The sequence below is a fragment of the Aquimarina gracilis genome (genome assembly GCF_035285365.1).
Taxonomy (GTDB): Bacteria; Bacteroidota; Bacteroidia; order Flavobacteriales; family Flavobacteriaceae; genus Aquimarina; species Aquimarina gracilis.
The window spans coordinates 262,375-278,135 of the sequence record NZ_JAYKLX010000003.1; the positions used below are offsets into that span (position 1 = coordinate 262,375).

General features: G+C 34.4%; 16 protein-coding genes. 4 read left to right on the forward strand and 12 right to left on the reverse strand.

The features are described 5' to 3' along the window. The first annotated feature begins 56 nt into the window (after positions 1-56). Entirely contained in the window at positions 57-626 is a 570-nt protein-coding gene (locus tag U6A24_RS07205) for a hypothetical protein (RefSeq protein WP_324179271.1), read from the forward strand. Between the two features lie 504 nt (positions 627-1,130). After that, entirely contained in the window at positions 1,131-1,643 is a 513-nt protein-coding gene (locus tag U6A24_RS07210; RefSeq protein WP_324179272.1) for a GNAT family N-acetyltransferase, read from the forward strand. A gap of 6 nt (positions 1,644-1,649) precedes the next feature. Here U6A24_RS07210 and U6A24_RS07215 read toward each other — a convergent pair whose 3' ends face one another. From U6A24_RS07215 to U6A24_RS07235, 5 genes are all read right to left on the reverse strand, one after another. Further along, entirely contained in the window at positions 1,650-2,213 is a 564-nt protein-coding gene (locus tag U6A24_RS07215; RefSeq protein ID WP_324179273.1) for a hypothetical protein, read from the reverse strand. 65 nt (positions 2,214-2,278) lie between these two features. After that, entirely contained in the window at positions 2,279-3,139 is an 861-nt protein-coding gene (locus U6A24_RS07220) for an NAD(P)-dependent oxidoreductase (RefSeq protein ID WP_324179274.1), read from the reverse strand. Between the two features lie 426 nt (positions 3,140-3,565). Next, on the reverse strand, positions 3,566-4,432 hold the full coding sequence (locus tag U6A24_RS07225) for an AraC family transcriptional regulator (protein WP_324179275.1): 867 nt from the start codon (positions 4,430-4,432) through the stop codon (positions 3,566-3,568). 89 nt (positions 4,433-4,521) lie between these two features. Next, on the reverse strand, positions 4,522-5,490 hold the full coding sequence (locus U6A24_RS07230; RefSeq protein ID WP_324179276.1) for an NAD-dependent epimerase/dehydratase family protein: 969 nt from the start codon (positions 5,488-5,490) through the stop codon (positions 4,522-4,524). Positions 5,491-5,570: 80 nt separating this feature from the next. Further along, positions 5,571-6,521, reverse strand: a complete 951-nt coding sequence (locus U6A24_RS07235; RefSeq protein ID WP_324179277.1) for a helix-turn-helix domain-containing protein — start codon at positions 6,519-6,521, stop codon at positions 5,571-5,573. A gap of 93 nt (positions 6,522-6,614) precedes the next feature. Between U6A24_RS07235 and U6A24_RS07240 the strand changes: the two genes are divergently transcribed. Continuing rightward, positions 6,615-7,106 carry a hypothetical protein gene (locus tag U6A24_RS07240; protein ID WP_324179278.1) on the forward strand — a complete coding sequence of 164 codons (492 nt, stop codon included), beginning with the start codon at positions 6,615-6,617 and terminating at the stop codon, positions 7,104-7,106. Here U6A24_RS07240 and U6A24_RS07245 read toward each other — a convergent pair. The 5 genes from U6A24_RS07245 to U6A24_RS07265 all read right to left on the reverse strand — a co-directional run bounded on the left by U6A24_RS07245 (position 7,099) and on the right by U6A24_RS07265 (position 11,997). Next, complete coding sequence (locus tag U6A24_RS07245) at positions 7,099-7,812, reverse strand: TIGR04283 family arsenosugar biosynthesis glycosyltransferase (protein ID WP_324179279.1); 714 nt, start codon at positions 7,810-7,812, stop codon at positions 7,099-7,101. The two genes, U6A24_RS07240 and U6A24_RS07245, sit on opposite strands and share 8 nt — an antisense overlap. 67 nt (positions 7,813-7,879) lie before the next feature. Then, positions 7,880-8,626: a DUF547 domain-containing protein gene (locus U6A24_RS07250; RefSeq protein WP_324179280.1), complete on the reverse strand. Its 747-nt coding sequence runs from the start codon at positions 8,624-8,626 to the stop codon at positions 7,880-7,882. Between the two features lie 372 nt (positions 8,627-8,998). After that, entirely contained in the window at positions 8,999-9,961 is a 963-nt protein-coding gene (locus tag U6A24_RS07255; RefSeq protein WP_324179281.1) for a DUF547 domain-containing protein, read from the reverse strand. Between the two features lie 376 nt (positions 9,962-10,337). Next, positions 10,338-11,243: a hypothetical protein gene (locus U6A24_RS07260; protein ID WP_324179282.1), complete on the reverse strand. Its 906-nt coding sequence runs from the start codon at positions 11,241-11,243 to the stop codon at positions 10,338-10,340. Positions 11,244-11,286: 43 nt separating this feature from the next. Beyond that, positions 11,287-11,997 (reverse strand): DUF547 domain-containing protein, encoded by a 711-nt coding sequence (locus tag U6A24_RS07265; RefSeq protein WP_324179283.1) that lies wholly within the window; start codon positions 11,995-11,997, stop codon positions 11,287-11,289. A 239-nt stretch (positions 11,998-12,236) separates the two neighbouring features. Between U6A24_RS07265 and U6A24_RS07270 the strand changes: the two genes are divergently transcribed. Further along, positions 12,237-13,454: an NADH:flavin oxidoreductase/NADH oxidase family protein gene (locus tag U6A24_RS07270; protein WP_324179284.1), complete on the forward strand. Its 1,218-nt coding sequence runs from the start codon at positions 12,237-12,239 to the stop codon at positions 13,452-13,454. Here U6A24_RS07270 and U6A24_RS07275 read toward each other — a convergent pair. Both U6A24_RS07275 and arsM read right to left on the reverse strand, forming a co-directional pair. Next, entirely contained in the window at positions 13,451-14,569 is a 1,119-nt protein-coding gene (locus tag U6A24_RS07275) for a pyridoxal phosphate-dependent aminotransferase (RefSeq protein WP_324179285.1), read from the reverse strand. The two genes, U6A24_RS07270 and U6A24_RS07275, sit on opposite strands and share 4 nt — an antisense overlap. A 148-nt stretch (positions 14,570-14,717) precedes the next feature. Continuing rightward, the gene (gene arsM, locus U6A24_RS07280; protein ID WP_324179286.1) at positions 14,718-15,686 is read right to left on the reverse strand and encodes an arsenosugar biosynthesis arsenite methyltransferase ArsM; all 969 of its coding nucleotides are present in this window, start codon (positions 15,684-15,686) and stop codon (positions 14,718-14,720) included. Positions 15,687-15,761 lie beyond the last annotated feature (75 nt).

The following is a 15,761-nucleotide window of genomic DNA, read 5'->3' on the forward strand; positions in this document are numbered from 1 at the left end:
TATTTACTATTTTCGAAAGTTCAAATTTGATATATCCACACACTATAATCATATAAATGAGCATACCTAAATTTTTGTATCATTATTACGAAATGGATCAAGGTCCATTTCGCAACATCACAGAAAACAGTTTTGAGAAAGCAGTAGAAATTCAAGAAAACATATCGGTTGGTTTTAATAGCAATAGACCTCCAAATTACATTGCACTAAGATTCGCCTTAGAAAAAAGATTAAAAAAAGGATTCTTAGCCAAAGGAGGAGAACCCAGCAGAGATGATCCATTTTATTTTACCCTGGGAGCATGCGACTGGGTAAAATCATTATATGAAAACCCTGGGGTGGTCAAAATTCCTTTAGATCGTTTTGATCATGAGCATATTAGTTTTACGTATCCAGATAGTATGGTTTCGTTTCAATTTCATGATGAACCAAAACTTGCTACCTATCGAAAAGCCTGCAACGGACAGGTATACCTGCTGAATGAATTAGAGGAGCTGGTAAAAGGATACGGACTTCCGTCTGAAAATAAATGGAACTCAAAAGAAGCATTGAAATACGATCGATATATCGAAGTACAAATTTGGGATGATACTATAATTAAGGAATTTCAAAACAAAGTAGCGTGATAAGGAACACATAATAGGTACATTCTTTTTATCAAGATAGTATCCAATAATTAGTGCTTAACCCTTGTAAAAATGAGATATTACATGGTGTTTTTAGGGATGATATGCATAATGGAGTACTGGCGTGGGGTTGAACTTAAACAATTTTTTAACCGCAGTTAGAGCCCACACCTTCTGTTGGGCCAAAAAGATCTTCTGTTGGGCCAAAAAGGCCTTCTATTAGGCTCAACATTACCAAATTTAGACCCCGGGAGTTAAAAATTGAGCCGTAATGGCTTAACATTAGGCCAAAGAAGTTAAAATTTAAGCAAGATGTTCTCAATACATAGTCTATCAAAGTCTAACACTTCGTTAAAATGGCCCTTGAGAAGGTTAAAACGGCCCTCGAGAAGGTTAAAAAAGCCCATAGCATCGTCGCGACGTTCTAAATTTTGACTCGGCAGTGTCAATTTTTGGGTTGTAATTCGCAAATGTTCTTGCGAATTTTGTAAAAAACATGAAGCAATGAACATTCAGAACTGTGAACTAGCAGATATACCAGCAATTTTAAGATTATATCAAGCCGCAAGAGATTTACAGATAGAAAGAAAGATGGTGGTTTGGCCTCACTTTGATGACTCTTTTGTGCAAAAGGAAATTGAAGAAGGTAGGCAGTGGAAACTGGTTAAAGATAATGAAATAGCCTGTAACTGGGCCATAGCCTATAATGATCAAGAGATCTGGGGGGATCAAGATCAAAATGATGGTGTTTATATTCATAGAATCTGTACGAACCCAAATTTTAGAGGTAATGGCTATATCCATGATATTGTAGTATGGGCCAAAGAACATGCCGAACAAAAGGGGAAAACATACATTCGATTAGATACTTTGGGCAATAATCAAAAGCTTATAAAACACTATACTTCTGCAGGGTTCGATTTTTTGGGTGTGTTTAATCTTAGCGATACGGCTTCGCTTCCAAAACATTATCAGGACGAACCCGATTGTCTTCTTTTTGAATTGAAATTGTGGTAAAAAAGGTCATTCATTAAGTTCCTGAACGAGTGCAGGAATATCGACATATCTATATTTTTTACTTTTTAGTTTTGCATTTATTTCTGATGATGGCCCAAAATGCTTTTTCAATATCTTTTTGTACCCTAAAAAGGGAAGTCTTTTGTAGATATTAGAATTTTTTGAGTTGAGCAGATATACCCAATCTATGGTCCCACTATCTTGATCATTAAAATAATGTTTATAAAGTTCTGCAGGACCCGAAACTACTTTAACCAGAAAATAATTGGTTTCATTTGTTAGATTTATTATTGGGATTTGTTCGGTTAAATGGGTTCTTACAAATACTTCGCTTCCTCTTTTATAGCTAATGATATTTTTTTTCTTAATTTTTTTAGTGCGACCATTATTAAGTTTGATCTGTATTTTATCAGTCAATTCATGTCTCAAGCCAGATTTTCGATCTTTGATTTTTCCAACTAATGTGTCATTAGCAAAAGTGACGATGTATCCATCCAGAAACTGAGATTCCTGACCATTGGTCAATATACAACCAAACAAAAGTAAAAGGAGGGGAAAAGCTGTCTTCATAGTTGTTGAAACATCAAAACATATACCAGAATTGTTTACTATGTTTTATGCTATTCTAACCAAGTCTACTTTTTTAAGTTCAAAAACTCATATACCGCCGTAAAATCCTGGTCACCAAAACCATGTTGTTTGGCTTGCGCAAAAATCTCTTTGGTAGCGTTAAGGTTTGGAGTTGCGATACCCTTTTCATAAGCAGAGATACTCGATAAGTGAAGATCCTTTTGTATCCATTGCAATGGGAAATTAGGGTCATAACTACCGTTTTCAAGTTTGGACCGTACAACGCCCATCACCGGTGCCACAACAGGCGTATTGAGCAATACATTAAAAAGAGTTTCTTTTTCTAATCCCATAGCCTGGCCCATCACCAGGGCTTCTGCAAAGGCTACCATTGATTGCCCTAATAACTGGTTAATTAACATTTTCATAGCGGCACCGTTACCCACTTCACCCAAATGCAAGGTTGTTTTGCCCATGATTTCGAAAAGAGGTGCGGCCTCGTCAATGTCTACTTTATCACCTCCCGCCAGAAATAACAGTTCACCATTTTCTGCAGGACCTTTGGTGCCTGCCACGGGAGCGTCCAGATATCGTATTTGATGGTCCTTTGCGAGTCTAGACATTTCTTTGGTAAATGAGGGATTAACGGTACTGCAATTGATCCATAAGCTACCTTCTTTCATTCCCGAGAGTAATCCTTTTGCTATTTCTTTGACTACTTCTGGTGTAGAAAGCATTGTAATTACTATATCCGAATGTTCACCAACTTCCTTAGGATCGGTGCACCATAACGCTCCATTTTGAATATGGTGTAAAGCTTTTTCTTTAGTTCGATTGTATACATTAAGCGAATACCCTTCTTTTTGTAGATTGGCAGCCATACGACTACCCATAATACCAAGTCCTATACATCCTATTTTTTTCATTTGTATCTATTTAAGTTCAATACAAATGTCCTTTAAATAGGATCATAGAAATTTTCAGAAATGCTAAAAGTGGTGTTTTTCGGTCAAGAATAATAAGAAGATCATTGTTTCAAAAGAGATTGAAGTACTTAAATAAAAATTCGGCTAATACCAGGATTATATTTAGATAAATAAAAATCGCAAAGGATAAAAGATTAGTTTTAAAAGAATGTTTTTTTTCATCACGAGTATATCCATCCTTATTAGTTCTAATGCCAAACCTCCTGTATATGATTGGCATAATGTACAGCATCACAAAAACCAAGATACCGATACAAATTAAATTAATAGTGTTTTGTGACATAACAATGATACTCCATTTGTTGATCTTTAAGATAAAGATATTTTAAAGAAAGCAGATTATCGTTTTGTTAAGTTTTGATGTTTTTATAGGGTAATTTGTTTTCTGAATTTAATTTGGAATTGTTTGGGAGAAGTATTAAACCGTTTTTGGAAAGCCTTAATAAAATGAGATGTGTTTTCGTATCCAACTTGTAGTGCAATACTCGTGACCGAATCGCTTTTTTCTTTCAACAGAGTGGCTGCTTTTTCCAGCCTTTTTTCGATTAACCATTTTTTGGGAGAGATACCAAATTTTGATGTAAAATCTCTTCTGAACGTCGAAATACTTCTTCCGGTCAGATAAGCATAGTCTTCAATATCAAGAGGTTTTGCAAAGTTTTGACTCATAAATGTTTTAATATTTCTACGCGCTCTATATTTTAAGGCCTGCAATCTTTGTACAAATTCTTGTCCAGAGTCAGAAAAACTAATAAGATGAAGGAGTTCTAATAATTTTGGTTTTGTGAATTGGTTTTGATGTTTCCCTCTATACAAGGTAAGTAACCCATCTACAAATAGTCTTAGGTTTTGATTGTATTCAATGCATAAGGCTCCTTTAGAATTTTGAGATTGAGTCCTTTCGAAATTTGTAAGAAATTCGTCGGTGATTTCGTCATCAAAGAAAAATACAACCGCGTCAAAAAATTCATTTTTCGGAATGATATCTGAAATCATATACAACCCTTTTGGTAACAGAATCATCTGATTCTTGTTAACGAAGGTAATATCACCTTCGGGATTTTCAACCTGTAGCGCGCCATTTAATACCAATGTTAATGCATGAGCAGCCAGGTAACGTTCATTTTGCAGGTCTGTTTGTTGTACCCTTTTAAGGATTACACAAGAAAGTCCATCGACTAGAACCTTTTCGATGTTTGGATGCTTATAAAATACCTGTGGAACTACTTTCATAGAGGGCAAAGATGTGTTGAGATAAGTAAATTAGATATCACTTTTTAATAAAAGTAGTGTTTTTCGGTCAAAACTTTTATAAAATTACATCAAGCTTTTTTATATAATTCTTCTATCCCTTCTTTTATAGATATTGCATTGGTATAACCCAATTCTTTTCTCGCTTTGCTGTCATTTACTGAAAATTCTCGTCCCATTAACCTGATCATAATCGGCGCTACTGGGGGTTTTGATTTTATTCTAAAAACCCTCCAGATAATATCTATCATATTTGCCAAAAAAGAAGCTGCAGACAAGGGAATACTTTTGTTCCCGGGATCAATTCCTTGTGATTTAAGGATTGCAGTAAAAAAATCTTTCATTGGCCTCCGTTCTCCATCAGTTACAAAATAGGCTTCCCCTCCTTTATTTGATTTTAATGCAGCGATAATTGCATTTCCCAAGTTTTTAATGTGTATAGTAGAAAGTATTTGATCTCCTTTACCCAGCCATTTCCATTTTCCTTCGACAGCCCGGGAAAAAAACTCTTCATAGTGATGATTGTTATTTCCCCAAATTGCAGGAGGTCGAAGAGATATAGTAATAAATGATTTTGAATTTTCGCCAAGTACTTTTCTTTCTGCGATGGCCTTGGTTTTGGGATAAAGAGCTTTTGGTAATTTAAAACTGGCATCAATTTCCTTTGCATTAATGATAGGTGAACCTGCAATTACTGGTGCTGCACTGATGTAAACAAAGGTATTAACTTTGTTTTTCTTTGATAAAGAAAGTAGATTTTCAGTTGCTTTTACATTGACATCATAAAAGGTTTTCTTATCATAGGTAAAGTTCATATAAGCGGCAGAATGTACCACAGCATCACAATAAGACAATGCTTCTTCGGTATTTTCTGATAGCGAAACCAAATCATCTAATACAGGAATTGCACCTAATTCATTGACCTTTTTAGCAGATTTTTGGCTCCTGGCTAGTGCATAAATAGTATGTCCGTTTTCAATTAATAACGGAATGATATTCTGGCCCACAAACCCGGATCCACCTGTTACAAAAATATTCATGATTTTGTTTTTATCAAATGTACTTTGCCTGGAAGCTTTTTAATTAGCTCTAAAAGACAATTAATTATCCCTGTAAGCCATTATACTTTTATTTTAGATGGTAATATGTTGTAATGCTTCTTAAAAGCACTTGTAAATTTTGAAGGATGGGAATATCCAAGCTTGTAACTGATTTCTGAGACGGTATAGGATTTTTGCGCAAGCTCGCGATAGGCATATTGCATTTTGGCTTTTAGGTGGTATTGGTAAGGTGAAGTGCCAAAGACTTGTTTAAAAACATTTTTGAACTTTGTTAAACTCATAGCCGAAGATTCAGCTAGATTTTCGATAGTTGGAGTATTGTTAACTAGAGGATTGCGTAGTTGTCCAGCTATTATAAACAGGTTTTTAAGATCAGTTGGATTTATATTTTCGGTAGTATCGAGTGTTTCACGACTGGAAAGTTTTTTGATAAATAACCCCAAAAAATTAAGCAAATTTGAATGTTTTTGAAAAGTGTTTGAAGAAGGGAGCAAAGTTTCTCGAAGATAATTTTCAGAATTTAGATCTAGGTCTTCATAGATTAAATTACTGGTTGAGATTACCTTCATGATATGATTAATCTCTTTTTTTTCTAAGTAATGTTCAAGCAATGTTTTCGGAAACTTGATTAAAAAAATATTAAAAGGAACCTGAACTGGACTTATACTAGAAACTGATGTGCCAGGTTTGTAAAATAACATTCCTGATGGGGTATCACGTTGTATTTTTACTCGCTTTGTATTAACTATTTTGTCAACAGGCTTTTGAGAAAGATTAATGTTTAATAAAAAATAGGGGCTGTTCTCTGGATTTTCTGAAGCTGTTTGTATAGGTTGGTTTAAAGTAAATTGCATCGATACAAACTCAAGCTTTCCATTAAAAGACGTTTTTTTTGCTAACCCAGAACCTAATTTTTTGGGAATTACAAAGCTATCATCATTAACTTTTGTGCCCAATTGATTTGCAAATTGTTGTAAGATATCTTTGTCTACTCTAATATTAAGTTGCATAGGTTAAATATAATACTAAAAATAGGATACCTTAATGATACGCAACCTTTTAAAAAAAACGAATCTTTTTAATGTAATGGTAAACAAAGTATTATGAAATTGTATCACATTTTTTTAATCTCCATCGCTTTTGTAATGTTTTCATGTAGTGATGATGATGATCAAGCCTCAGAAGTTCAAGTACAATCTTTGGTTTTTGGATCGTTTACAGGAGAGTGTTTTGGGGATTGTTTTGATGTGTTTAAAATAGATGGCACAAAACTAGAAGAAGATCGTATTGTTGATTTTTATACCCAAAATTACAGTTTTAAGGGTTCGTTTACTTTTCCTGGAGAAGAGTTTATGAAACATCAGAGCATTTTGAATGAAATCCCAGCAGAACTTATCGAAGGGTCAGATAAAACTTTTGGGTGTCCGGATTGCGCCGACCAGGGCGGTGTCTATTTGGTGATTACGATAGGCGATGGTAAAACGATTAATTACCTTATCGATACCGATGATACAGAAGATCAAAGTACAGAAATTACAACATTCAAAAAGAAAATTTTCGAAATAATTATTGAGCTTACAGGAGCGCTTAATTAACTACTTTTTCTTTATAATATCGATATAGATCTTCAGATGATGCGCCTAGCCATTTGCGCATATGGATGTTTAAAAAATGATATTGCAATCGCCACACCCCAATTTCACGATAGCGCCTTGCCGAAGTAATTACATATTTCGGGATAATTACAAATTCTTTTAAGGCAAACAATCGATCTACCAATTCATTATCTTCGTAAACGACATAAGATTCGTCATAACCGTCAATTTCTTCAAATAATTCTTTGGTGATAAACTGACTTTGATCACCACCTCTGCAACGTTTGCTTTCAAATTGTGTAAGCCAACTTAAAAAACGTAACCACCAGTGGTTATAATCAAATTTCATTCTAAAGCACCCGGCATTATTCCCTTTTTCAACCTCTTCGGTAATATATCGATCAAAATGTTTAGGCGGGTAAGAATCGGCATGAAGAAAGTACAGGATAGGTGCATTTGCAATTTTTGCTCCAGCATTTAATTGTATTGCGCGGCCTTTTTTTGAAGAGATAAGTTTTATACTAGTTTGATTCGTGCGCCTGGAAATGACGTCTACAATATCTGATGATCCATCTACACTGCCGCCATCAACTATGATAATTTCTTCTATGTTTTCAATGTTGGCAGCAGCTTCAATTAAGTATGAAAGCAGCTTACCAATAGTAGCTGCTTCATTAAGTATAGGGATGATTATAGATACTTTCAATCTGTAAACTTATTTGTTAGGGCATAAATTTACTCATTTAAGTTAAGGGGTGTGCTAATTTTTGCTTTTAGTCTATTACCAAAGCTGGTGTTACTACCGCTTGTTCGTTTAATCCCCAATCGTAATCTTTATATCCTTTTTTAGGTTGATTTGTTATTTTAACAGAAGCATACCTGTTTATAAAATCTTTTACATCTCCACCATTTACTTTGAAATCTTTTTTATACCAGGAAAATATTTTTGAAACACTTACTTCTTTATCGGTAATTGTATTTCTTATGGGATCATTTATAAATTTTGCTGTCTGTTGATCTAATGCCGTATGAAGGTTATCTGCTGTGTAGGCTCTATTCCATACCACTGGGCACGATATAGAAGCACAGTTAATAGCAAAATGAATTCTGGGATCACCAAATTTTCTCAGGATTTTGTGTTCTAATTCACCCAAACTGTGCCACACGCCATCTATTTTAAAAAACTTCTTACCCCAAGGATCTTGGATGTCTTTAATGCTTTTTAAAGGGTAACTATCAATGACCAACTTGATGGTATACGCATTATAGGCATTGATCCAATAGGCTAATTTTTCTTCTCTTGACCAGCTTTCTTGAGGCGGATTTTCAGAAAGTTGACGAAAATATTGATAAAGTTGAGAACTGTCTCTCATAAAACCGTCATAATCTACTTTTCCGTCTTCAGAAACATTTAACAATAATGCCTGATCCCAAACACTATGATTAAAATTGTTTTGAGATTTTACTTGATTGAAAAATAATACTGCTAAAAGAATTAATATAATTTTTGGAGCTTTCATATTTTCGGTTTTTTGAATGGTTATAACTTGACTTTTATTTAGTTATCGCTTTATCGACGATGTGAAGTTTTAGTAGAAAATCAAGAAACGTCCTTACAGTGTAAGGATCTTCATTTTTAGTTTGAAGTAAAAAATATAAGTGTGCTAATTTTTAATATACAACATGTAAACACCTGATAATCAAAATTTTGTTTAATTTTTTTGTTTTTAAAACCCTTCGACTAACCTTGAGTATTTTTTTAAGTTTTTACAAAAAAATTAACATTTAAAATACACAAACTCCCTCAATATTTTTTAAAAATAGGAGGGAGTTTGAATACTAATTTTGTTAAAAAAGTATGTTTTATGAAGTGATTTTAAAGCGTTTTTTAACTACTGATTCAATGCCCAATCATAGTCTTTGAAACTTTTCTTGGCGTTATTATTAATAGTAACTTTCGAATATTTGTTTAGAAAATCGATTAAAGTTCCTTCTTTTTTGAAATCTTTACCAAACCAAGAGAAAATTTTAGATAATTGTATCCTATCAGAGCTTATTGTATTTCGTTTAGGGTCGTTAATAAAGGCAACCGTCAATTTTTCAAGTTCCTGATCTACATTTTGGCGTGTAAATGCTTTGTTCAATAGCGGTGGGCAAGAAAAGGAAGCGCAATTAATCCCGAAATGTATTCTGGGATCTCCCATTTTCCTTAAAATTCTATGTTCTATATCATTAAGTGTATACCATTTTTTTCCTAATCTGAAAAAGCGTAGATCCCAGGGGTTTTTGATATCCTTAATACTTTTTATTGGATAGTTGTCTATGATTAGCTTCACAGTAAACGCATTATATACATTTATCCAATAAGCAAGTTTATCATTTCTGCTCCAGTGTGTTGCTGGTATGTTATCTCGTAATTTATTTAGATAAACTTTAAAAGCAGCACGGTCTTGTATAAAACCACTATAATTTACGTTTCCATTACTGGATACATGTTTTTTCAATAAAGCATTCCAGGATTGGTGCGTTGGAGGAGGTGATGTTGGTCCAGGAGATGTATTAGCTTCTGTAGGCTTTTTTTTAATCTGGATTTTCCCAGTGGAGTCTTCAGGAGCTTTTTCTTCTATAGGGATAGCAATTTTGACCGAATCTTTTTTCTCTTTTTCAGTTTTAATTTCTTCGATACGTGTTTCTGGGGCTTTTTTCTCTATAGGAATAGTAATTTTTACAGAATCCTTTTTATCGGCCATATCGTATTCTGATGAAGAAGGTTTTATGGTATCTTGTATTACTTGCTTGCTTCCTCTGCATGCAAACGAAAAGCAAATCATAATTATAATAAGTAGGTTTTTCATTCCAAATAATTACTTTTTTAGTTTAGTGGTAAACATTTTCTGTCCCATAGATTCCTGGGGGAAATTTATGTCGTCATCAAACCCAAGTTCTATATCTATTCTATTGCTCGGGGTATATTGGTTATGGACAGATTATGTTGGACACTTGGAGTAAGTCCAAAATTCGGGCCATTCTTTACATAGATAAATGATTTTTTAGAGATAAGACCAATATAGTTTTTAATTTGTTCTAATAATCTAGTTCTTTATAAACTCATTATGTGAGGTTCAATGCAAAGTATTTTTAGTTCTCCTCCTGAATTAAAATTAATTCTAATCCAGGAGAAGAATGTTATTTTAGAGGTTTGTGTTTTTAAGTAAGGTTATTATTTTTAGATTAATTGGCTTTATAAACCAAACCTATCGAAAAAGAAGAGGCTCTATCGTAATTTTTCCCATTCATGTTTACCGCATATCCCGAAGAAACTCCAAAGTTGTTTTTATAAACCGGGACATATAAATCAAAGTAAAAGTTAGTATAATCTACTTCGGTTTCGGGTAATGCTGCCGCTCCTCCGGCATCGATAAATTCTTGCGATCCAATATCAAATCCGCTTAACGAATTTTGAATACCTACTTTTGCATGTGCATAAAACCATTTGTTGTAATATCCTAGTTTGGCACTGTACATTGTGGCGTTAGGAACTTCAAAATCAGCATTATTTCTTAAACTATATGCAGCTTGTAATTCAACAAAAATGTTCGAGGAGGTAGTAATTTGAACAAAACCACATCCGTCATAGGCCGTTGCCCCATTTCCCAACGATAGGATTCCTGCTTCTTCATATCCACCCACAGGTAATGTTATCCCGGTTGCTCCTCCAATTGCTAGTTTTGTGGCATTTTGGAATTTTTTATCAAGAATTTTGGCTTTTAGAAATACGCTTAAATCCTGGACACCCTCTACTTGACTGGTTCCTTGGACCGGGTCCAAAACACCCTGGTCATTTTTTGTCGATACATAAGGAATTGTCATTGTTGTTGACAACCAGTTAAGCACTCCATATTCTCCATATGCACTTATAATAGAAGATGAGATTCGTCCCATACCCATCGGATTGCTTTCGGTTGCTGTTGTACCACGGTAAAAGTTATCATAACTCTTGTAGGAATACGAGGTAGCAAAGGTGAATTCATTTTGCTGAGGAAAAAAACCGTTAAGAATAGTTTGAGCAGAAATAGATGAAATGGAAAGAAAGCAAAGTATCCCAATCATCTTTTTGGGGTCAAAGATTTTAGTCATGGCTTGTTTTATTTTGGGGTTATAATCTTTTAAGGATCATAAACTACTGTTCATTCAATGTCCAGTCGTATTGTTTATATCCATTTTTTGGTATTTTATTAATTTGTACTTCAGAATAGAGATTAATAAACTCGACAACATCCCCTTGATTAAAATCATCTTTATACCATTCAAATATTTGTGAAACTTGTATTTGGTTTGGAGTAATAGTATTTCTTGCAGGGTCATTAATAAAATCTCTGGTGCATTTATCCAAAGCTTCTTCAATGTTTTGAGCGGTATATGCTCTATTCATAAGTTTCGGAGAAGAGAATGAAGCACAATTGATTAGAAAATGTATCCTAGGTTCGTTAAATTTTCTTAGGATTTTATGTTCAATATCGTCTAGGCTATATCTTTTATCTTTAATTCTGAAGAACTTTTGATTCCATGGATCGTGAAGTTCGTTGATATTTTTTACAGGATAATTATCAATTATCATTTTTACGGCAATCGAGTTATAGGCATTTATCCAATATGCTAATTTTTCTTCACGAGTCCATTGATCGGTAGGAGAATTTTCAGATAATGATCTGAAGTATTTATAAAACAATGGGCTATCTTTCATTACACCTTCGTAGTTTACTTTTCCATCATCAGTAACATTAAGTATCAGAATTTGATCCCAAACCGAATGGTCAGGAGCATTTTGTGCATTAACTTTACAATAGAATAAAGTAAGAACCAATACAAATAATACATTACATTTTTTCATCACTCTAAGGGTGTTTTGAGTTTTATTATAGCTATAAATTATTGAAAACTAGAGTTTTTTTCATTAATTCTTGGCTATAAAAGAACAAAAAATATCGATAAAAAGCAAATTTTTACGGTTAAACCGTATTTCTGGAACAGAAAAAACATATAATGTGTTAAAAATATTAACATATTATATTGGCTGTCAGTTGTGGATTTTAGAAGGATTATGTATCATTGCAATCGAACTATTTTATTATGATTAGTACAGAATTAAAACTGCCTTGTGGCACCATTTTAAAAAATAGGTTGGTGAAATCTGCCATGACAGAGCGTATCAGTAATAGAAAATTTGAACCGGTAAAAGGACATGAAAGATTATATGAAGATTGGTCAAATACTGGAGCGGGATTATTGATTACAGGAAACGTTGTTATAGACCGAAAACATTTAGAATCGGCAGGTAATGTATGCTTTGATGACGAAAAGATGTTACCCAAATTGAAATCTTGGGCACAAGCAGGGAAAAAGAAAGGGAATCATATTTGGGTGCAAATATCTCATTCGGGAAGACAAACTAATAGATTTGGGACTTCTCGACCCTTGGCCCCATCTGAGGTACAACTTAAGAAACTTGGTCTTTTTGGTAAACCGAAAGCAATGACCAAGGAAGATATTCAAGATGTGATCAAAGGATTTGTTAAAGCCGCGCGATTAGCCAAAGAAGCCGGTTTTACAGGTGTACAAATTCATGCTGCCCACGGATACTTGTTAAGTCAATTTTTATCTCCAAAGACAAACATAAGAACCGATCAATGGGGTGGAAGTATAGAAAACAGAAGTCGTTTGCTTATAACTATTATTCAGGAAATTAGGAAAGAGGTTGGGGCAAATTTCCCAATAGCTGTGAAGTTAAATTCGGCAGATTTTCAAAAAGGAGGGTTCACTGAAGAAGAGTCGCTAGAAGTAGTGAAAATGTTGGATGAAGAAAGGATTGATCTACTCGAAATCTCTGGCGGGACTTATGAAAAACTAGCCTTTTTCTTATTGAACGAAGAAGGAAAAGAGGTAAAAGAAAGTACCAAAAGAAGAGAAGCTTATTTTATTGACTTTGCCAAAAAAGTAAGAGCAATAAGTGAGTTACCTTTAATGATTACAGGAGGCTTCAGATCTTATGATTTTTGTAATGAAGTGCTAGAGAATGGAGAGGTTGACCTCATAGGGATGGGACGTCCTTTTATTACTAATCGAGAAGATATTGCCAAATTTTTGAAGGGAGAAATTAAAAACCTGAAAAATTTGGTTTTGCGAACAGGGATGAAGCAGTTCGAGGATTCTGCAGAAGGCGGTTTTTATGCCCGACAATTAATACGATTTTCGAAGGGTAAAAAACTTAAAGTTACTATGAGCCCCTTATGGTGTTCTACATTTCTGGTGATTTACGAATTTAGAAAGGCAATGGCCAAAAAATTCTAACCGTAAATAGAAGATAGAGCCTTAGTAAACATTGAGACTTCTTCAAGAGTGCCAGTACTGATTCTGCACCAATCAAAGAATGGAGGAAATGGCCTTCCTATAAGTACACCTTTATTCATCATTTCTTTATGAAGTGTTCGAATATCTTTTCCTGATTTAAAAAAGATAAAATTGGTACTTGATTTTACATACGGCAATTCAAATTGGTCAAGTGTTTTATAGATTAAGGCTTTGGCCTCTCGATTTTTTTGTAAACTAAAAGCATAAAATTCCTTGTCCAAAAGTGCTTCTTTTGCGCCGGCTATGGCTAGTACATTGCTATAGGCAACCATATTTCTACGTAATTTTTGTGTCAATTCTGGTTTTGCGATTAGATAACCAATGCGTAAACCAGCCATTCCGTACACTTTTGAGAAGGTTCGAGAGACAATTACATTTTTTTCTTGTTTAACGAACTCAACCATTGAAGGGTAATTAGGCTCTTCGATGAAGTCATAATAAGCTTCATCACTAAACAAAATAGTCTTGTTACTTACGGTATCACAAAAATCAGTTAATTTTTTCGAAGGAAGAATTGTTGACGTAGGATTGTTCGGATTACAAAGAAAAACTAATTTGGTTTTCGAGGAAATTCGTTTTTCGATTTCGTCCACATCATATCCTTTATTGTTATCAACAGGAACCCAATTAATACTTGCGCCCCATTGTTTTGCATAGGTCATCATGGCAAGAAAGGTGGGTTTTGCAGCGATGATTTCACCACCACCCGAAGCAAAAGTAAGCCCAGTTACCTTGAGTCCCTCGGTCGAACCACCACAGATAATAATATGCTCTCTTGTAACTCCTTCTTTTTTTGCCAGAATTTCTGCTAATTCATCAGCATAGGCATAAGGGTATCTACACCCATGATCAAAAGCCGTAGTAATAGCCTTTTGAACTCTTTTTGAGGGGCCATAGGGATTTTCATTGGAGCTTAATCGTATAAGACCTGAAAGAGGTCTAGGATTAAATTTCTTTACCTCTTCTAGCGTTAATGCATTGGCCAGGCCAACTCCTCCCAACGAGGCTATACTACCACTAATTAAAGTTGATTTTAACCATACTCTTCTATTCATAATCCAGGTTTTAAGTTGTTTAGAAAATGATACTTAAAGATAGTGATTAATGGAATACAGTGATTATTGTCAAGGTTTTGGATAAAAAAAGAAGCCGGAAACCAATTTGGTTTCCGGCTTCTCGATTATAGTTAGCTAGCCATCGTTTTTAACAGCATCCACCACCGTCATAATGGTACGTAGATTCGCTAATAAATATATCATCTCTTCCCAAATCGGCTAATGCCCCAGCAGTCTTGTCACAAACGGCAATCGGCTGATTTTTTAATAATACATGTCCTTTTTTATCATCAAAATAGTCTTGATCTCCAAAATAGATAGCTGCTTTACCGGTAAAAACGCAAGGGCCATCTTTTGGCATAGGATCCTTTATTGCGGCAACTTCTATAGATTCGATGTAAATCAACTCGTTGGTATCATAATTTTTTGGATCCAGAATTCGATAAGGTTTACGAGCTCTTATTTCTATGGTACCAAAACCAACATCGGTAAGAGCTTTAACATACTCTGCTATAGGTAAGCTTCCGCTAAGACATAAGGCTCTTAATCTCTCATCATTTCGAAGGTTATCATTCATAGGTTGCTCACAAGTAGGATCGCTCATGACTAATCTGCCGTGAGGCTTTAATACCCGATACATCTCTTCTATAGCTTTTTTTAGATCCTCTTCTTTAAAGATATTGAATAAACAATTTTGCGCTGCTACATCGATACTGTTGTCTTCTACAGGAAGATTTAAAGCGTCACCATGTCTTAGATCTACAAATTCGCTATTAAACCAATCGTTTTGAGCTTCGGCTTCTTTGAAGTTTTTACGAGAAGCCTCAAGCATTTCATTTACTACATCGACTCCTATAACTCCGTTTTTTTGGCGAGAAAAATAAGAAAACTGTAACAACTCCATTCCTCCGCCAACACCAACATATAGGATTTTTGGCGAATTACTCAAATCTCTGGGATGTACTGTACTACCACAGCCATAGTTCATTTCCTGCATAATTTTAGGAATTTTAAGACCAGGTAGTTCCCAAATAGGATTTGTTGTACAGCAAAGTCCTACATCTGGAGTTAATGCTGCTTCTTTATATACGTCATGGGTTGTATTTAAATAGCTCATAAATTGTATTTTGTCTTTCCTTTAATTTGGAAATATAAGGTATTATAGGGTTATAAATTAATTAGTCGAAAAGTT